Origin of the sequence: Phytoamicus setariae (assembly GCF_016722925.1) — a bacterium.
Classification (GTDB): domain Bacteria; phylum Pseudomonadota; class Alphaproteobacteria; order Rhizobiales; family Rhizobiaceae; genus Rhizobium_E; species Rhizobium_E setariae.
In genome coordinates this window covers 369,773-388,638 of the sequence record NZ_JAEQNC010000001.1, presented here as the reverse complement: position 1 = coordinate 388,638, position 18,866 = coordinate 369,773, and the positions used below count along the sequence as shown (strand labels likewise).

At 58.7% G+C, this 18,866-nt stretch carries 20 protein-coding genes and 1 riboswitch; of the genes, 8 read left to right on the top strand and 12 right to left on the bottom strand.

Annotated elements, in window-relative coordinates; translation table 11 throughout:
* Positions 1 to 32: 32 nt before the first annotated feature.
* Positions 33 to 350 (top strand): helix-turn-helix domain-containing protein, encoded by a 318-nt coding sequence (locus tag JJB09_RS01820; protein ID WP_201652186.1) that lies wholly within the window; start codon positions 33 to 35, stop codon positions 348 to 350.
* Between the two features lie 2 nt (positions 351 to 352).
* On the opposite strand, the gene JJB09_RS01815 is transcribed toward JJB09_RS01820, so the two are convergent.
* Positions 353 to 871 (bottom strand): glycosyl transferase, encoded by a 519-nt coding sequence (locus tag JJB09_RS01815; RefSeq protein WP_201652184.1) that lies wholly within the window; start codon positions 869 to 871, stop codon positions 353 to 355.
* Between the two features lie 122 nt (positions 872 to 993).
* Between JJB09_RS01815 and JJB09_RS01810 the strand changes: the two genes are divergently transcribed.
* From JJB09_RS01810 to bluB, 3 genes are all read left to right on the top strand, one after another.
* Complete coding sequence (locus JJB09_RS01810; protein WP_201652182.1) at positions 994 to 2,151, top strand: PA0069 family radical SAM protein; 1,158 nt, start codon at positions 994 to 996, stop codon at positions 2,149 to 2,151.
* Between the two features lie 164 nt (positions 2,152 to 2,315).
* On the top strand, positions 2,316 to 2,966 hold the full coding sequence (locus JJB09_RS01805; RefSeq protein ID WP_201652180.1) for a ribonuclease HII: 651 nt from the start codon (positions 2,316 to 2,318) through the stop codon (positions 2,964 to 2,966).
* A gap of 47 nt (positions 2,967 to 3,013) precedes the next feature.
* A riboswitch (cobalamin riboswitch) is annotated at positions 3,014 to 3,197 on the top strand.
* 86 nt (positions 3,198 to 3,283) lie between these two features.
* A complete protein-coding gene (bluB, locus tag JJB09_RS01800; protein ID WP_201652178.1) occupies positions 3,284 to 4,027 on the top strand; it encodes a 5,6-dimethylbenzimidazole synthase in 744 nt (247 codons plus the stop codon).
* 33 nt (positions 4,028 to 4,060) lie between these two features.
* Here bluB and JJB09_RS01795 read toward each other — a convergent pair whose 3' ends face one another.
* The 10 genes from JJB09_RS01795 to JJB09_RS01750 all read right to left on the bottom strand — a co-directional run bounded on the left by JJB09_RS01795 (position 4,061) and on the right by JJB09_RS01750 (position 14,335).
* Positions 4,061 to 4,552 (bottom strand): F0F1 ATP synthase subunit B, encoded by a 492-nt coding sequence (locus tag JJB09_RS01795; RefSeq protein WP_201652176.1) that lies wholly within the window; start codon positions 4,550 to 4,552, stop codon positions 4,061 to 4,063.
* Between the two features lie 14 nt (positions 4,553 to 4,566).
* Positions 4,567 to 5,172, bottom strand: a complete 606-nt coding sequence (locus tag JJB09_RS01790; RefSeq protein ID WP_201652174.1) for a F0F1 ATP synthase subunit B — start codon at positions 5,170 to 5,172, stop codon at positions 4,567 to 4,569.
* Positions 5,173 to 5,249: 77 nt separating this feature from the next.
* Positions 5,250 to 5,474: a F0F1 ATP synthase subunit C gene (locus JJB09_RS01785; RefSeq protein ID WP_137156613.1), complete on the bottom strand. Its 225-nt coding sequence runs from the start codon at positions 5,472 to 5,474 to the stop codon at positions 5,250 to 5,252.
* Between the two features lie 88 nt (positions 5,475 to 5,562).
* A complete protein-coding gene (locus tag JJB09_RS01780; protein ID WP_201652172.1) occupies positions 5,563 to 6,324 on the bottom strand; it encodes a F0F1 ATP synthase subunit A in 762 nt (253 codons plus the stop codon).
* A 15-nt stretch (positions 6,325 to 6,339) separates the two neighbouring features.
* Entirely contained in the window at positions 6,340 to 6,720 is a 381-nt protein-coding gene (locus tag JJB09_RS01775; protein WP_201652170.1) for an AtpZ/AtpI family protein, read from the bottom strand.
* 266 nt (positions 6,721 to 6,986) lie between these two features.
* Positions 6,987 to 8,159 (bottom strand): cell wall hydrolase, encoded by a 1,173-nt coding sequence (locus tag JJB09_RS01770; protein ID WP_210341639.1) that lies wholly within the window; start codon positions 8,157 to 8,159, stop codon positions 6,987 to 6,989.
* A 322-nt stretch (positions 8,160 to 8,481) separates the two neighbouring features.
* On the bottom strand, positions 8,482 to 10,392 hold the full coding sequence (locus JJB09_RS01765; RefSeq protein ID WP_201652167.1) for a potassium transporter Kup: 1,911 nt from the start codon (positions 10,390 to 10,392) through the stop codon (positions 8,482 to 8,484).
* Positions 10,393 to 10,406: 14 nt separating this feature from the next.
* Complete coding sequence (locus JJB09_RS01760) at positions 10,407 to 11,387, bottom strand: magnesium transporter CorA family protein (protein ID WP_201652165.1); 981 nt, start codon at positions 11,385 to 11,387, stop codon at positions 10,407 to 10,409.
* Positions 11,388 to 11,610: 223 nt separating this feature from the next.
* Positions 11,611 to 12,777, bottom strand: coding sequence for an iron-sulfur cluster carrier protein ApbC (apbC, locus tag JJB09_RS01755; protein WP_201652163.1), 1,167 nt, complete (start codon positions 12,775 to 12,777; stop codon positions 11,611 to 11,613).
* Positions 12,778 to 13,597: 820 nt separating this feature from the next.
* Positions 13,598 to 14,335, bottom strand: coding sequence for a helix-turn-helix transcriptional regulator (locus JJB09_RS01750; protein ID WP_201652161.1), 738 nt, complete (start codon positions 14,333 to 14,335; stop codon positions 13,598 to 13,600).
* Positions 14,336 to 14,819: 484 nt separating this feature from the next.
* Here JJB09_RS01750 and JJB09_RS01745 point away from each other — a divergent pair, with 484 nt between their 5' ends.
* The 4 genes from JJB09_RS01745 to JJB09_RS01730 are packed head-to-tail and all read left to right on the top strand — an operon-like array spanning position 14,820 to position 18,056.
* Entirely contained in the window at positions 14,820 to 15,587 is a 768-nt protein-coding gene (locus JJB09_RS01745; protein WP_201652159.1) for an SDR family NAD(P)-dependent oxidoreductase, read from the top strand.
* Positions 15,587 to 16,516, top strand: coding sequence for a 2-dehydro-3-deoxygalactonokinase (locus JJB09_RS01740; protein WP_201652157.1), 930 nt, complete (start codon positions 15,587 to 15,589; stop codon positions 16,514 to 16,516). Before JJB09_RS01745 ends, JJB09_RS01740 begins: the two co-directional genes overlap by 1 nt.
* A gap of 12 nt (positions 16,517 to 16,528) precedes the next feature.
* Positions 16,529 to 17,161 carry a 2-dehydro-3-deoxy-6-phosphogalactonate aldolase gene (locus JJB09_RS01735; protein WP_201652155.1) on the top strand — a complete coding sequence of 211 codons (633 nt, stop codon included), beginning with the start codon at positions 16,529 to 16,531 and terminating at the stop codon, positions 17,159 to 17,161.
* 1 nt (position 17,162) lies between these two features.
* A complete protein-coding gene (locus JJB09_RS01730; RefSeq protein WP_201652153.1) occupies positions 17,163 to 18,056 on the top strand; it encodes an SMP-30/gluconolactonase/LRE family protein in 894 nt (297 codons plus the stop codon).
* On the opposite strand, the gene JJB09_RS01725 is transcribed toward JJB09_RS01730, so the two are convergent.
* Positions 18,057 to 18,860, bottom strand: a complete 804-nt coding sequence (locus JJB09_RS01725; protein ID WP_201652151.1) for an endonuclease/exonuclease/phosphatase family protein — start codon at positions 18,858 to 18,860, stop codon at positions 18,057 to 18,059.
* Positions 18,861 to 18,866 lie beyond the last annotated feature (6 nt).

The following is an 18,866-nucleotide window of genomic DNA, read 5'->3' as shown; positions in this document are numbered from 1 at the left end:
ACGATAAAATTATGTTTTTGCAGGAAACCCCGATGACTCTGACAAAAGAAATAAAGAAAACAATCAGAGCTCGTATTCAGAGCGATGAAGCATTTCGTCTGGCGCTGCTTTCCAAAGCCGTGGAGGTGCTGCTGTCGGGCGATCTGGAAACGGCAAAGGGCGTGCTATGGGATTATATCGAAGCCACGATTGGCTTTGAAGATTTGTCCCTCCAGTCCGGCTTGTCTGAAAGAAGCCTGAAGCACATGTTCAGCGACGCAGGCAACCCTAGCGCCAATCACATCTTCAAGGTCATCAATATCCTGCAGAAGTCGGACGGCATTCACCTGGCGGTCAGCGCTGCAGCTTGAGGCTAACGCCCCTCGCGGATCACCCAGGCCGGGATCAGCTCGGATCGTAGCTTGCGGCATGAAGCAGACTTGGCGAGTGCATCCAGGTCCATGCCCGGTCGCGCAAGTGCCGCCGCCTGCCGCTTCGAAATGAGATAGCCATTTTCCAACGCCCCGGTCCGCGCCATCAGTCGCTTGAAGAACGGACGGCGGAAGCGCCGCGACGGCGAGAACCGCGCGGGCATACCGGCAATCGCCGCATATTCAGACACTTCCTCGATCCAGCCGGATTGTGGACGTGCCCCGGCCTCCAGCAGCATGACCCAGTCGCCGCGCGCTGACAGCAACGTCTCTTCCAGACTCCACTGCGTTAAAAACCGGCAGCCGGCTGCATCGGCCACGGCGGCCGATGCATCCTGTGAACCATGGTCCAGCACGATTACGTCGCTCACCAGGCCATCCACCGCTCCGGCGACCAGCACTGCCAGCGTATGGGCAAGTTCCTGCTCGTTGTCCCGGCATTCTAGCAAAACAGTCAGCATTCCTTACCTTTAGCGGAAGGTTTTCTAAAAGACCAGCTTCCATTTTGTTCTTGCATTGTTCTCTTTTTCACGATAGGAAAATAATCATGACGGGGCAAGGAGTCGCCTCGCAGGAGATGCCCATGATCAATATGTCGCTTTCGCGGCAGGCTGCTTTTGCGCCTGCCAATACGGCAGATATTGCCGATGGCCTGCTCAAGGAGAGCGGTCTGAGGATCGAGATCGATCGTCGCCGGGGGCGTGCTGCCGGGATCAACCCGTCGGGACGGTTCGAGCCCAAGGAGCGCGAAGCTGTCGACGACGGCTGGCAGACACTGGAAAGTCTCGAACCGTTCCGGACAGAAGTGCAGGTGGAAAAACCGCGCGCGATCATTACCCGCAACGACAGCCCGGACATCCCGTTCGACCGTTCGATCAATCCCTATCGCGGCTGTGAGCATGGCTGCATCTATTGCTTTGCCCGGCCGACGCACGCCTATGTCGGCCTGTCGGCGGGCCTCGACTTCGAGGCCAAACTATTTGCCAAGCCGGATGCGGCAAGGTTACTCGAGCGGGAGCTATCCAAGCCCGGCTACAAGCCGAAGACGATTGCCATCGGCACCAATACCGACCCCTACCAGCCGATCGAGAAGGAATGGCGGATCATGCGCCAGATCCTAGAAGTGCTGGCGGCCGCCAATCATCCCGTATCCATCGTCACCAAGTCAGCGCTGGTGATGCGCGACATCGACATTCTCGGTAAGATGGCCGAACGCGGCCTTACCAAGGTGGCGCTTTCGGTGACCACGCTCGACCGCAGACTGGCCCGGCTGATGGAACCGCGCGCATCGACGCCTACACGCCGCCTGGAGGCAATCCGTGCCCTTACCGCTGCCGGCGTGCCTACTGCCGTGATGGCAGCGCCAATGATCCCGGCACTCAACGACCACGAGCTGGAACGAATTCTGGATTCTGGCGCCGCAGCCGGCGCCACGGAGGCCAACTACATCATGCTCAGGCTGCCGCTCGAGGTGAGCCCGCTGTTCCGCGACTGGTTGCTCAGGAACTATCCGGAGCGCTACAGGCATGTGATGAGCCTGATCCGTTCGATGCGCAACGGCAAGGACTATGACGCCGAATTCGGCAAGCGGATGAAGGGCGACGGACCCTATGCCTGGCAACTCAGCCGCCGCTTCGAACTTGCGGCCAAGAAACTCGATCTCAAGCGTCGCGGCATCCAGCTGAATACGGAGCTTTTCGTACCGCCCAGCGGCCACGGCGTGCAACTCAGCCTGCTCTGACCCCATCTCTTCAGCGCCGGGTTGGCTCCCTGCCCCGCACCCGCTGCTGAATGAGCCTCGCGCTGCCCGGCCTTCCCCGCCCTGGCCCGGCGCGCGCCTGTCCCGGAACGCCGCCCTCTTTCCGGGACTTGCAGGGAATCGGGAGAATGTGTCACTAACCCCGTATGAAACGGCACGCTCTCACCGATTCCCTTCCCCTTTTCGAGGAAGCCCCACGACCGACCTTCCTGATCGAGGAAGGATTGATGCGGGACGGTTACGAGATGGTGTGCGGACTGGACGAAGCAGGGCGCGGACCGCTTGCCGGCCCCGTCGTGGCAAGTGCCGTGATCCTCGATCCGCACAACATCCCTGATGGCCTTCACGATTCCAAGCAATTGACCGCAGCCCGCCGCGAGCACCTTTTCGAGTTGATACTGGCGTCGGCAGAGGTTGCGGTCGCTTCCGTGAGCCCCGCAGAGATCGACCGCACGAACATCCTCAGAGCGAGCCTCGAAGCCATGCGCAGGGCGGCTTTGTCGTTGCATCGGCGACCGCACTTCGCGCTCATCGACGGGCGTGATGTTGCACCCGGCCTTCCCTGTCCCGCCAAGGCATTGATCAAGGGCGACGCACGCTCCCTGTCGATCTCGGCCGCCTCGATCGTCGCCAAGGTAACCCGCGACCGGATCATGTCGGCCGCCGGCAAGACGTTTCCCGGCTACGGCTTCGAGCTTCATGCCGGCTATGGAACGCAAGTCCATCGCGATGCGATCAACGCGCTCGGCCCTTGCGCCATTCACCGGATGACGTTTCGCCCCCTACGCAAGGACTGATCGCGTCAACCTCTGACGCTGCCGGCTTGCCCCCGGTCACCACGCCCTGATAGAAGACGCTGTCCGGTGTCCCCCATAAGCGGGGAAGAATCGGGAAGCAGGTGCAAGACCTGCGCGTGCCCAACGCTGTCAGGGGGACGGAACGACGCACAATGCCACTGGGCAACCGGGAAGGCAGCGCCGTTCCGAGCGATCCCGAGCCAGAAGACCGGCCGGACACCATAGCCGAGAAAGCGCGGACGGCTTTCAAGGCGCTGGAGCCTTTCGCGGCAGGGAAATCCTCGCCGTCTTGAGGCCTGAATTGTCGGGGATTGACAATGACAGGCAATACCAACCGCCATATGGCGGCGGCCGGTCCGTTTTCGGAATCCGAAATCGCCGCGGTCTACCGCACCATCTATTCGCGCCGCGATGTGCGAAACGAGTTCCTGCCGGATCCAGTATCGGAGCAGACGCTGCTGCGCCTACTGAATGCCGCGCATGCAGCACCTTCCGTCGGCTACATGCAGCCTTGGAACTTTATGATCATCCGGGACGAGGCCAACCGGCGCGCCGTCCATCAGATCTTTGACGACGCCAACAACGAAGCGGCCGAGCGGCTGCACGGCGAGCAGAAGCGCAACTATATGGCGCTGAAGCTGCAAGGCATTCTCAAGGCACCGGTCAACATCTGCGTGACCTGCGATCGCAAGCGCGGCGGCGGGTTCGTCCTGGGTCGCACGCACAATCCCGACATGGACCTCTACAGCACCGTTTGCGCCGTGCAAAATTTCTGGCTCGCGGCACGCGCGGAAGGCATCGGCGTCGGCTGGGTCAGCATCTTCGATCACCAGCGGCTGAAGGAGCACCTCGGCATTCCCGAAAGCGTGGAGATCATCGCCTATCTCTGCGTCGGCCATGTGTCCGAGCTCTTCACATCGCCCGAACTCGCCGTTAAAGGCTGGCGTGACAAGATCCCGCTCGAACGACTGATATACAGCGAGCGTTGGCCCGAAGCGTCGCATGTCCTCGATTTCTATCGCGAAATTGAATGCCGCAAAACAAAAAACCCCGCCTCCTAGGAGGCGGGGTTTGGAACTTCAAGCGAGCGACGCTCAGTTAAGACGGGTCTTGACCTGCTCAACGGCGTTGCTGAACAGGCCGTCAGCGACCTTGGCGTCCGGGTTGCCGCCGATCAGCTTTTCAGCAGCGGCGATCGCCAGATCAACCGCGGCAGAGCGAACGGCGTTGACCGCATCGGCTTCAGCCTGCTTGATCTTCTGCTCGGAAAGCGCGGTCCGACGAGCAACATACTCTTCGGTCTTCTGCTTGGCGTCGGCTGCGAGGCTGTCGGCTTCGCGCTTGGCGGCCGCAACGATCTCTGCAGCTTCGGCCTCAGCTTCCGAGCGCTTCTTCTTGTATTCAGCCAGAAGCGATTGAGCTTCTTCGCGAATCTGCTTTGCAGCGTCCAGTTCACCGGCGATCTTGACCGCTCTGGCATCCAGGGTCTTCGTGATCATCCCAGGAACCTTGAGATAAATCACGATGCCGAGGAAAATCGCCAGCGCCACCTGGGACCAAATCTGGGCCCACATTGTTGCATCCATGACGAACCCTCCGATCAGACCTTGGAAGCCTTGACCGCGGAAGCGGCTGCAGCTTTGGTTACGGTGACGCCGGTCAATTGCTCGACGATTTCCGAGGCGGTGTCCTCGGCGACGGTTTCGACCTCGGCAAGAGCCTTGGTCTTGATGGCCGCGATACTCTGCTCGGCATCGGCAATCTTCTTGGCGAGGCCGGCTTCCAGCTGCGCACGTTCAGCGTCGGCCTTCGCCTTGACTGCGTCGCGCGCTTCGGCAGCAATGCCCTGACCCTTGATGCGGGCTTCAGACAGTTCCTGCTCGTACTTGGCTATGGATGCGTCGGCTTCGTCCTTCATCCGCTTGGCTTCGGCTAGATCGCTGGCGATCCGGCCTTCGCGCTTGGCGATGATGCCGCCGATTTGCGGCGTGATCAGCTTGGAAACCAGAAAATAGAAGGCACCAAACGTAATCGCCAGCCACAGGAGCTGCGACGGGAAATGTGCCGGGTCGAATGGCGGAAAGGTGTCGTGCTCGACCTGGGGGTTTGCACCCACCTCGGTATGCACCTGGCCTTCAACGGCCTGCGCCGCTGCTTGCCCTTCCACCGCCGTGGCTGACAGAACATAGGCTGTCGTCACAAACATTCCTACCTCCAAGGCAAGGATACGGTATTAAAACGGGTCATGAACAAGCGCCATGACCCGGAAGCTTTAATAACCGATCAGCCGAAGAGAGCGAGAAGTGCAACGAGCAGCGAGAAGATGCCCAGAGCTTCCGTAACGGCGAAGCCGAAAATCAGGCGGCCGAACTGGCCGTCGGCAGCCGATGGGTTGCGCAGTGCGCCGGCCAGGTAATTTCCGAAGATGTTGCCGAGACCGAGGGCCGCACCGCCCATGCCCAGGCACGCAATACCAGCGCCGATGTACTTTGCTGCTTCAGCTTCCATTTTAAAACTCCTTCAAGTCTTTCGTTTCTTGGTTGGGTGTTAATCAGCAGCGCCCGCCAGAGTCAACAGGCGCCGGATTATTGGGTAATCAGTGGCCCGGATGAACCGCATCGTTGAGATACATGCAGGTCAGAACGGCGAACACATAGGCCTGCAGGAAGGCGACTAGGAACTCAAGTCCGGTCAAACCGACCGTCATCAGCAGCGGCAGAATTGCGCCAACCATGCCGATGGGTCCGACCACGCCGAGCGAGAACACGAAGCCGGCGAAGACCTTGAGCGTGATGTGGCCGGCCAGCAGGTTGGCAAAAAGACGAACCGAGAGGCTGACGGGACGCGACAGGAACGAGACGATTTCGATCGAAGTCACCAGCGGTACGATAAGCGCCGGAACGCCCGACGGAACGAAGATGCCGAAGAAGTGGAAACCGTGCTTGTAGACGCCGTAAAGTATCACGACGAGCATGACCAGAATCGCCAGAGCGAAGGTGACGATGATCTGGCTGCCGACCGTGAAGAAGCCCGGGATCATGCCGAACATGTTGGAGACCAGCACGAACATGAACAGCGAGAAGACGAACGGGAAAAACCTCATGCCTTCCTTGCCGGTCGAATCCTTCAGCATCTTGGCGATGAATTCGTAGGAAAGCTCAGCGACCGACTGCATCCGGCCCGGAACGATTGCCTTGGGCGCCGAAGCCCAGAGCAGGAAGCCGGTCGCCACGATGACGGTCAGCACCATGAACAGCGCCGAATTGGTAAAATGAAAACCGCTCCCACCAACATTCTCAATCAATGTGTTGATGTGGAACTGGTGGATTGGATCTACCTTGCCGCTGTCGCCTGCCACGTCTGGTCTCTCTCGTTACATTCCATTGCGCTTGTCGGACGACGAGCGCGCGTTGTCTTGCTTGCGTCCCGCGCCAATTCTATCCACCGGATGGGGTGACTTTACCACACCCACAACCCTTAGGACATTCAGCACGCCCGCACAAAATCCGAGGAGGAGAAATACAATCATCCCCCACGGCTTGGAGGACAGAATATAATCCAGAAGATAGCCGATCATCGCGCCGACGATCACCGCAGCGATGAATTCCGATGAGATTTTCAGCCCCTGCGAATAGCCCTTGCGGGTTTCGTCGCTGACGCCAGCCCCATCTTTCTCCGTCGCGCGCGCCTCGGTCAGCCTGTCTTCCAGGCGACCCATGCGGTCTTCCAGACTATCCTTGCGGTCGGTTCCCATCCTTGCCTCCTTCAACCAGGTCCTGCCCGGTTTTTCCGGCCTTGGAGACCGGTCACGGCCGTGTGGAAACTTGTAAGACCCCCGCCTTCAAGCCGGCTGCAACATAGTTTCACACTTCGTGATAGTCAAGGCGCGATACAGTAGTTAACAGATGCTATTTAATTGATATTTTTCAATATGTTAAGTGACCGAAGCAGCATTCACTGCTTTAAAATGCGAGCATCGTCGCAACCGATGCAGGAATCGCCCCGGGATTCCGGTTGGCGTCAGACCCAGCCGCCGCGATAGGTTCGGTAGAAAATGTGAAGGCCGATCTTGCTGACCTTTTTCATCGTCCGTGCCCAATTCGGCTTTACGTAGACAGCGTGATAGTGAGTGGAATCGCCCACATCCGCAAGGTAGATCTTGCCCGCGGTCACAGCCATGGCGACTTGCTTGGCCGTATTGAACTTGCTGCGCGACCAGACGATATCAGGTATGCGATCGCACGCAAACGAGAACTGGCACCGATTGCGCCAGTCTTCGTTCTGGTAAACTACCCCGCAGATGGAATTGGGAAAGGTCGGGTTGCGGACACGATTCAAGACCACCTGCGCCACGGCCGCCTGCCCCTTGAGCGGCTCGTTTGCCGATTCGAAGTAGATTGCCTCGGCGAGGCATTTCTGTTCCTTGGCCGAGAAGACGGTTGCGGGCAACACATTGGCCGCCCAGGCGTGATCGGTCCCCTTGATCTGCGGAATGAAACGCTTCCGCGCGGTGTCGACCAGGATGGAATCGAAAGGCGATTGCAGCGCATAGTCGGGCTTGGGGTCGGCATAGGCGCTCGCGAGGCTGTCACCCGTCTCGTTGGTAATCAGACCGGTAAGCATCGCCGGAACACCAAAATCGTCCCGCTTGGGCTGGTTGGCGTGGAAGGCCAGCGCGATGCCGATCTCCTTGCCCTTGATATCAGGCTTGACGAAGGCCGTCAGCTGGCCTTCGGACAGTTGCGGGTCCAGCAGATGCGCCTGTCTATCGAGAATACTGCCGGCGCTGAAATCCTTCGGCGGCTGGATTCGGTCGACTGCGACGATGCGGCCCTTTTTCAGGGAGCGAGTAACACGGCTCTCATCGGGGGTCGCGGGAACAGGCTTTTCGGCATCGCTGAAAGCGACACGCTTGCCACTATCCGTCACGATACCGCGACCGGATGCATTGAAACCGGCATTGCGGGAGCCTGCGAAGACGAGTTCCTCGCTATGAATTGATCCCGCAGCAGCGCTGACCATGTAATTTCGCCAGCTTTGCGAGCTCGCTGCGCCGTCGCTCATCAGACTTGTGACATCGGCCTCCGCCGGGATGCCTGGAAAAATGATGATGCCAGCCAGGGCGAAAATTGCGGGCGTCGCCCACTTCGATACGCGCAGACCCACGGGCCGCGACGCCAATTTACGCTTCAACACGGGAACGCTACTCCACGAATGACCGATACAGGAACAGTTTCCCGAAAATGAACCATTAACCTTGATGAGTGGTTAACAGGTGCGTTTGTGGCGTTTGAATGTCTTTATTAGCTTTTGCCGATTAACCATAATGCGGCAATACGCCTCGCTCGTAAGGTGCGTGCCCCTACGGATTCCTTATTTCCGGCACCTGGCCCGCCTGCTCGCTCCGAAGATGGACGCCACGTCCGGAGCCTGATCCCGGTCGCGTTCGCAATGTTCGTCGTCATGGGGATTGCGGGTGTGCTGGCTGCCCCGTTGCGATTGGGCAGCCGAAACGTCAAACGGTCACATGCGCGCCGAGCTCGACGACACGATTGGCCGGTAGCCTGAAATAGTCGGAGGGATCTGTGGCGGCAGTCGCGAGCGCGATGAACAGTCGATCCTGCCACACCGGCATGCCCGAATTGGCGTCTGGAATCAGCTTGCGGCGGCCGAGATAGAAGGATGTCGACATGATGTCGAACTTCAAGCCCGCCTTTCGCAGATGCGCAAGCGCTTGCGAAACGTTCTGCGTTTCCTGGAAGCCGAAGTTCAGCTCAAGCAGTTGGAAATGCTCGGAGATCCGCTCTATACGCCCACGCTCTTCGACCGGAACGCGCGGTCGGTTCTGGGTCTTGATCGTCAGCACGATGTTCTGCGAGTGGATCACATGGTTGTGCTTGAGATTGTGCAGGAGTGCGGCTGGTGTCGATGTCGGATCCGACGTCAGGAAGATAGCCGTTCCCGGCACTTCGATCGGTCCGTGGTCGCTCTTCTTTTCAAGCGACTTTACGAAGCTGGCGAGCGGAATATGCGTGCGCCGGGTCTTCTCGAACAGAATGCGGGTGCCGCGCCTCCATGTCCACATGATCACGATGAAGCAACTGGCGATCAGCACCGGGACATAGCCGCCATGATGCAGCTTGGTAAGGTTCGAGCCAAGGAAAATCGACTCGACAAAAAACAGCGGCGCAACCACCATCAAGGTCCGAACCACGCTCCACTTCCAGAATACACGCACGAAATTGTAGAACAGGATGGTGGTCACCACCATATCACCGGTCACCGCGATACCGTAGGCCACGGCGAGCGCTTCGGAACTGCGGAACATCAGCACCAGCGCCATGACGCCGAACAGCAGGATCGTGTTGACGGCCGGCAGATAGATCTGCCCGGTGTTGGTCTCTGACGTGTGGTAGATTTCCATGCGCGGCAGGAAGCCGAGATGGATGGCCTGGCGTGCCAGAGAGAACGCGCCTGTGATGACCGACTGGCTGGCAATGATGCCGGCGATGGTGGCCATGATAACCACCGGCAGCCGGATCGTTTCCGGAAACATCAGAAAGAACGGATCGGAAAGCCCTGCGGGATTGCCGAGCACGAAAGCGCCCTGCCCCAGATAATTGAGGATCAGTGCCGGAAAGATCAGCCCGAACCATGCCAACCGGATCGGCGAACGACCGAAGTGGCCCAGATCGGCATACAGCGCTTCAGCGCCGGTGACGGCCAGGAACACCGAACCCAACACGATAAAACCGACAAAACCGCTGTGGATCAGGAACCACACGCCATAATAGGGATTGAATGCACGCAACACGCTGATGTCGTCGAAAATATGGTAGACCCCGATAGAACCCAGGATCAAAAACCATATCATCATGATGGGTCCGAAGAACGCCGAGACAGCGCCCGTACCCCGCGACTGGACCGCAAACAGAATCACCAGAATCACGACCGAGATCGGCACGACATATTGCTGCAGCCCCGGCGCCACGAGCTTCAAGCCTTCGACGGACGACAGGACCGTCAGGGCCGGCGTAATCATCGCATCGCCGAGAAACAGCGAAGCGCCCACGACTCCGATGATGAACAAAATCCCTGCCCGGCGTTCCGACACAGCCTTCGTCACCAGCGACAGCAGCGCCAGGGTGCCCCCTTCGCCGTCGTTATCGGCCCTCAGCAGGAAGATCACATATTTCAGGGTAACGATAATCGTCAAAGCCCAGAAAAACAGTGAAATGAGGCCGATGATCTCGAGTTCCTGGACACCATCATGAGAAACAGGCCGCAATGCCTCGCGGAAAGCGTAGAGCGGGCTGGTGCCGATATCGCCATAAACCACGCCGACCGAGCCTATCGACAGCGCGACAAGCTTCTTTTTGGACATCGGTCCCTGATGACCGCTGGCGTGCAATGCCTTATCTGACATGTTCAATTTTCTGGCTATAGCCAGCCTTTCCAACGAAAGAAGAAGAACGGAACAAGGGCCGAAACGATCATCAGTACCAGCGATGAAGGATAGCCCAGGAGCCATTCAAGTTCGGGCATGAATTTGAAGTTCATGCCATAGATCGAAGCGACCAGCGTGGGCGGCAAAAACACCACGGACGCGATCGAGAAAATCTTGATGATCGAGTTCTGCTCGACATTGATGAGACCGAGCGAGGCATCGAGCAGGAATGTGATATTGCCAGAAATGAAGGCAGCATGCTCCGAAAGCGATTGCACGTCCCGCGAGATCGAGCGGCAGAGTTCCTTGGCTTCCTGATCAGCCTGAACGGCGGGCACGGTATACAGGAACGTCATCGCGCGCGACAGCGACGCAAGACTATCGCGCGCCTTGGATACCAGACGGTGATGCTGAGCTATATCGATCAGCAGCCTTTCCAGAAAACGTGGTGGCCGCCGCTTCTTGCCAGCAGTTTCCTCACCAAAAATCTGCATCAACAACATGTCGCCACGCACTTCCGCATGCTCGAGAACCTCGGCAGTCCGGTCGGTGATGGTTTCCATCAGCTTGGTCAGGGCCGTGTGTGCGCTTTTCAATCCGTCCGGTATCCGAGCAATCGAACTCGAAAATAACTTGAACGATCTTGGATCGTCGTAGCGAACCGTGACCAGGTATTGGGGGGTCAAGACAAAGGCGACGTCGCTGAGCGCAGGATTGGGCGTATCGGCATGGCACAACAGCGTACTGGTGAGGTAGGTCGCCTGCCCATCCGTGTAGAGACGGCTCGACGGTTCGATGTCGCGCAGGTCCTGCCGCGTCGGGACTTCAATTGCCGTCAGCCGCTCGGCATAATTATCTTCCTCGCGCGTCGGGCAATTGAGGTCGAGCCAGATGACATCTTCGGGCAGCGCCTGGAGTTGATTGTCAACTGTCAGCACGATCGCCTCACCGTTTGAACGGTAAGCGGTTATCATCAGGCCAGTGCTCCGGAAGAATTCGTCATGCGCCCCAAGCCAAGTCTATCCCCGTTCAATCCAAAGGAATTTGCGCGCAATACTGTTGCCCGCCACCACATTCAGCGCGGGCGTGGGCGGTGATATTGCTCAAAACGCTTGAATAATCAAGAAAAGAATATTGCAACGCGAAATGGCCCGGAGCTTGACATTCAAGATTCCGGGTCAGCAGCGTGGAGAGGCTTTACTCGAAGATAATTTCGGGCGCCGTGCGGACAGCCTTTCCGTCCGCAAACAGCTGATCGGCGATCTTTGTGGCAATTTCACGGTAGACTTTCGCATGTGGGCCGTCCGCCGCCGACACCATGACAGGGGTACCCGAATCCGAATTCTCGCGGATCGTCATTGCCAGGGGAATCTCGCCGAGGAAAGGCACGCCTATTTTTTCGGCCTCGGCGCGAGCGCCGCCATGGCCGAAAATATCGTGCGATGTCCCGCAGCTGGGACAAATGAAATGGCTCATGTTCTCGACGAGGCCAAGAAGTGGAATTTCCACCTTCTTGAACATCGTCACAGCTTTGCGGGCATCGATCAGCGCCAGATCCTGCGGCGTCGATACGATGACCGCGCCGGACAGGGGAACCTGCTGGGCCATAGTCAACTGCGCATCGCCCGTACCCGGCGGCATGTCCACGACCAGCACATCGAGATCGCCCCAGGCGACTTCGCGCAACATCTGCAGCAGTGCCGACTGGATCATCGGCCCACGCCAGATCATCGCCACGTCTTCATCGACGAGGAATCCCATCGACATGGCTTTCAGTCCGTAATTCTCCATCGGCTTGATGATCTTGCCGTCGATCTGCTGCGGACGGCCAGAAACGCCGAGAAGCCGCGGAACCGACGGCCCGTAGATATCGGCATCGAGAATCGCCGTTTTCAACCCGAGCGACTGCAGAGCGAGGGCAATATTGACCGATGTCGTGGATTTGCCGACACCACCCTTGCCGGACGCGACCGCAATAATGTGCTTAACGCCGGGAATACCTGGCTTGGGCGCAGGTGCGCCGGCCGGGCGCGGCGGATGAGGGTGGGCATGACCATGGCCTTGAACGGGGCCTGCCTGCGGACGGCTAACGGGCGCCTGGCCGCTGGCGGCCTTCTTGTCGGCGGTCAACGCTGCAAACGCACCCTTCATGCCGGGCATATCCTTGACTGCACGTTCGGCAGCCTGCCTGAGCGGCTCGAGTTCCTTGGCACGTTCAGCTGGAACCGTGATCGAGAAGTAGGCCTTGCCATCCGAAATGAATACATCGGAAACCAGGCCAAGATCGACGATATTGCCTTCCATATCCGGTCCGCGAACCGTCTTCAGTTTCTCCAGAACGTCCTTGCTTGTCACTTCAGCCATTCTCATCCCTCACGCGCTGCTTGCGCCTTAGATAATAGATCAAGCGCGGGTCGCCAACGGTCGGATGAAACAAATATTTCGGCCAATTGCGACAACGGGTCCGCGGGCTGGCCAATGGCGGTCGATATCTGCTCTACCAAGCGCGTGATGATCGTCCGGGGAGTTGGGGCAGACCCAATATGAAAGAACCGCCCCACGCCCTGCCGTCTCTCGGCTCAGGGCGTGGGAGCGGTCTTGCCTTCAATCTGCACCCTTTGTCGGGTGCTATAATTGCAGTCCCCTCCGGACCTGCTGATAACAAAGCAGGAAACGTGCCAACTACCCAAAGGCGAGGAATTGGCGCTGCGGGCGCCGAAACGGCCGCCCATGCGGCTCCGATGCGCCCAATGAAGTTGCAGGATTGCCGTCCATTCACTGTGCAGAGCACACAATTTGTGCATTGTCGGCTTACTGCTCGGTACCAAAAAAGGATAACCCGCCCGGCAGGGCTGCGGGCGGGTTTTACCGGCTAGCGTCTCCGGCATCCCGAAGGGACGATCCGAAGTGGGGTCCGCCATACCAGCCTTTGAAACAGATGAAGTGGAAAACCTCTGTCAGTCTATATATAACGGGCGCAAAAATAAAGTCCCCCCATATGAGGGTGGCGCGGCCAAAACACACGTATTACCAATGGCATGCATATCGATCCGCGAAACAGTTTATGAAATCCCGCTAAAAATGCGGCCCGGCAGCACTTTTTCGAGTCGCGAGCTCCCAAGCTATGGAAGCTGTACGTCTGCCCGGGACACGTCTTCTGCGCACATTGCGGCAGGCAAAAGTATCAACTGATAATGCCCATGCGCATTGCCTTGGCGACCGCCTGGGTACGATTGACGGCATCAAGTTTCTTGGCCGCACGATTGAGGTAGTGATTGACCGTATGCTCGGAGAGGCTGAGAATATTGGATATTTCCAGGCTGGTCTTGCCTGCGGCCGTCCAGTTCAGACAGTCTATCTCCCGCTGGGTCAGATCGTCACCGGCCCTCTGGCCGGGGCTGCTGATCTTGTACAACCGATCGAACGCGAAGGTAGAGATCATGTGCAGTTCAAGCATCTCGGCGGCAGTGAACGGTTCGCGGCTCCCCGAAAACCCGACGCTGCCGCGCTCGCCGCCAGGGTCGCAGACGGGGAAATAGGCGCCTCGCGACATGCCGAACTTCTCGGAAAGTTCGATTATCTTGGTTTTTTTCTCAGGACTGCGCTTTTCGTTGAGCTTGGCGATTTCGTAGGAGAACGGCAGTGTCGATGAGCGAATTTGCGCGATCGTGGGGCTATCGTGAAACAATCCCTCGGCGTCGTAGCGCGAAAGCAGTTCAGACGGCCAACTATTGATGACTGATACGGATTGAAGCGCGCTGGCAGTCCGGTTCGGCACCTTCAGCACGATAAAGGCGCGCGACCTGTATAATTCCGTCGTTTTCTTCAGGAATCTCAGCACATCGAACTGTGTGGTTGCCGCCGAAATTTCCTTCAACAGGCAGTCGTGGCTGGGCTTATACACTTCAGTTCGCTCGAGCATCTGCAATTATTCGTTGATTCCATGTGCAACGCAATCAACAAACATACAATGCAGCCAATGGCGTCCATGGCCTGCAATGATTTGTCGCGGTGCCCGGCACGCAAGACTTTCATATTCGCGATGCAACACACCTTCGTCGGAACGACAAAGGCGACGCATTTTATCGACACCATAAAGTCCGAAGCTGTCCCGAAAGTGCCCAGATTGAACGGTGATCGCATAAAAATTGATGGCAGACATCAATGTGATTCGCCATAGCGGCGCCAACAACAAAACACACAATGTAATTATTTCATTACATCGTCACATTAATACATCTTGAGTTGAATGAGTTTTCCGGTATGTGCCGCAAACGGGTAATAAGTATGATTTTTACACCAAGGGGTTTTCTGGCCAACTTTTCCGTCATATACCGTCGATGTCGCGATGTGGAGCAACAGCGACGGAACTGCTTTCGCGCGGCTCGGTGGGGGATTTCTACGGAATGGGCTCAGGACAGGCATGTTTTCCCGATCTCAACGATACGGGTGTATTGATTACGGGCGGAGCTTCCGGCATTGGCGCCGCGTTGGTCAAGGGTTTTGCCGCACAAGGCTGCCGGGTCGCCATACTGGATATAGATGCCAAGGCGGGCGCAGCGACCGTTGCCGGCTGTGCGGAGGCGAAGCACACGCCTGTGCTGGAAGTCGTTGACCTCAGGGATGCCGCAGCCACACGGACTGCCGTGGAACGTGCTGCCGAAAGGCTCGGTGGGATCAAAACCGTTGTCAACAACGCGGCCTGGGACGATCGGCGCGATATCGAGGCCGTCACACCAGACTATTGGGATATGAGTCTCGGCATCAATCTCCGGCCGGCATTTTTCGTCACGCAAGCCGCCCTGCCCTGGTTGAAGCTTTCCGGCAGCGGTGCAGTCATCAATTTTTCGTCCGTCGCCTTCATGATGAACCTGCCAGACATGCCGGCTTATCTCACGGCCAAGGCGGGCATCATCGGCCTGACCAAAGGACTGGCCGGCAAACTCGGTCCGGACAATATTCGTGTCAATGCGATCCTGCCCGGAATGGTCCTGACCGAACGACAGAAGCAACTGTGGGTGTCCGACGAGGCGGCAGAAGCGCACAAGGCGCGTCAATGTCTAAAATTCTCGCTGACCGCCGAGGATATGGTCGGCCCCTGCCTGTTCCTCGCGTCCAGCATATCCGGCGCCGTGAGCGCCCAGTCCCTTATTGTCGATGGAGGCTATTTCTGATGGTCAAACCGCAATTCGCCGCTGTTGATTGGGGAACATCGAGTTTCCGGCTATGGCTGATGGGCGAGGATGATGTGATTCTCGGGGAAAGCCGCTCCGGCGAGGGGATGACCACGGCACGGGAAACTGGATTTTCGGAAATCCTCGAAAAGCATCTCGCGAACGTGAATGCGCCTGCCGATATTCCAGTCATGATCTGCGGCATGGCGGGCGCCAAGCAGGGCTGGCAGGAAGCCGGCTACATCGACGTGCCATCACGCCTTTCGGCGATCCCAGACCACTCGATCGCAATCGAAGGGCAATCCCGGGAGATCCGCATCCTGCCGGGGCTGGCGCAGCGCGACCCGCATACGGCGGACGTCATGCGCGGCGAGGAAACGCAACTTCTTGGCTGCGCCCAGAGCATGAAGAGCAGCGATTGTCTGGTCGCCATGCCGGGCACGCATTCAAAATGGGTGCGCATCGTTCGGGGCGAAGTTCTGGGCTTTGCAACATTCATGACCGGCGAGTTGTTTCAGGCCATTTCAGGCCATACGATCCTCAGCCACGCCATCAAGGATTCACCCGGTTTCGATGGCGCCGACCCCGCCTTTACCCAAGCCGTGCTTTCGGCTTTCCGCGAGCCGCATTCCGTTTCGAACCGACTGTTTTCCGTTCGGGCGCGCGGCCTGCTGTTCTCGCTCTCCAACATCGAGGCGGAAGCCACGCTGTCAGGCACGATGATCGGGCTGGAACTTGCAGGTGCGATGCATTCAGCGCCCAAGGACACTCCGGTCATACTCGTCGTATCCGGAAAGCTGCGCGGTCTCTACGAAGCAGCCCTGCACAGCCTCGGGCGAAAGTTCTCGACTATCGACGCCGATGATGCGGTCCGGCAGGGCCTCTCCCAGTCGGCACGCACCATCTGGCAATTTCAGGACCCCGCATAGGAAGATTCAAGCATGAACCGCATACCGTTTCCCGACATGAAGTATCCTCTGGTGGCGATCCTGCGCGGTCTGACGCCAGCAGAAACGCCGGCGGCGATCGAAGCCTTGCTTGGCGCCGGCTTTCGCGCAATCGAGATCCCGCTCAACTCGCCCGATCCGTTCAAATCCATCGAAATCGCTGTCAAAATGGCACCAGCCGATGCCTTGATCGGCGCCGGCACAATATTGACGAAAGCCGATGTGGACAGGCTCGATGACGTCGGCGGGCGTCTGTTCGTCAGTCCGAATGTCGACGTGCCAGTCCTTTCGCATGCGGTCTCGAAGAAAATGGTCACGCTGCCTGGCATCTTCACCCCAACCGAGGCTCTTGCCGCTGCCGCCACGGGAGCGACCGGGCTCAAGTTTTTCCCGGCTGGCGCGCTCGGCCCCTCCGGGATCACGGCCATCCGCACCGTATTGCCGCCAGACCTGCTGATCGCCGCGGTCGGCGGCGTCTCGGACCAGAATTTCGGCGACTACGCCAAGGTCGGCATCAAGGCATTCGGACTCGGCTCAAGCCTGTACCAGACCGGGATGGACGCGCGCGACATCGCAGCACGTGCCAAAGCCACGATCGATGCCTACGATAGAGTCTTTGGAGCCTGATATGAGTGCTGCGATCCCCTTCAACGGCAAGGTCCTCGACCCTTCCAACATCCTGCTTGGCGAAGGCCCGACCTACGACCCCGCCACCGACACCGCCTACTGGTTCGATATTCTCGGGGCCGAACTGCACGAGCTCAGCCTCAGCACGGACAAAAAGACAGTCCATTCACTGCCCGCCATGTCGAGTGTGTTCGCCCGGATCGATGGCGACCAGCAACTCGTTGTCTCGGAGCACGGCCTCTACATCCGCGATTTCCGGTCCGGAGCGCTGGCGCTGGCGACCCCGATCGAGCAGGACCGACCCGACATGCGCTCTAACGACGGCCGGGTGCATCCTTGCGGCGCGCTCTGGTTCGGCACGATGAAGAAGGGGCAAGAGGGCCGCAAGGGCGCCGGAACGATCTATCACGTGGCGCAAGGCAAGGTTACCGAGCTGTTTCCCAAAATCTCCATCCCCAACGGCATCTGCTTTTCGCCGGATGGTTCGGTCGGCTACTTCGTCGATACGATGGAAAACCGCTATTTCAGGGTAATGCTCGATCCGGCCACTGGCCTGCCGCTTGGCGAGCCGCAGATCTTCGTCGACGAAGCCGGACAGCAAGGCGGCATCGACGGCTCGGTCTGCGATGCCGAAGGCTCCATCTGGAACGCACATTGGGGCGTGGGCGAAGTCCACCGTTATTCCCCCAACGGCGAAAGAACGGCGATCTACAAGCTGCCGGCCAACATGACCACCTGCCCCGCTTTCATCGGCAAGCAGGCAGATCGGCTGCTGGTTACGTCTGCGAGCGAAGGCCTCGACGAAGCCGGTCTCAAGGCCGATCCAGAGGCAGGCTACACCTATGAACTTGGCATTACTGTCAGGGGCGTATTCGATTCGGCCTACCGTCTCTGATCAGGCGATGTCCAGCACCAGCGCGCGGTGATCGGAAACCTCCGGCGCCGCGACCGGCTCAAAACAGGTGACGTGGACATCCGGCGTCACCAGCATATAGTCGGCATACCGCCCCGGCTTTTTATAGAGCGACGTGCGGGTGTCGGTGAACCCGCGCCCGACCACCAGATCGGCAAGGCCAAGTTCGGCGAGCTTGTCGAAGGTGGCACTATCAGGCAACACGTTGAAGTCGCCGCAAACCACCAGCCGCTCGTTTCCCGACCAGATCCTGCCGATAAGCCCCACCAGCGCATCCGCCTGCGCCAGGCGCGCGGGCGTATCGTGCTTGCCGGCGGGGTCACGCAGCCCATGCAACTGGACGATGGTGATCGGCGCGCCACCTTTGTAATCGAAGATACGGACAGCCTGGGCATTGCGGGCACGCGGATGTGGCCCCCATCCATCATGCAGAAACGCGCCATGAATGAAGTCTGTTGTCAGTCCGATGACGGCCTTCGACCGGCGCACGAAAGTCGCAAGACCGAACTCTGACGGCACAGACTGCGCGCCATCGAAAAGTTCTCCGCGCGCTACAGGCGCAAAGAAAGCATCGTGTTCGGGCAACGCGGCGCAGATCTCCGCATAGAGATTGGCCCGCTGCGGCAGTTCGATGTTGTGATCGCGATACATCAACCAGTCGGCCCGCGATGCCGGGGTGCGAACGACCTCCTGAAGGCAGATGACATCCGCATCGACATCGATCAGGTAGGCCATCAGCGGTGCAAAGACCCTGCCGCCCCAAGCATTCAACGAAACGATCCGCATGATCCG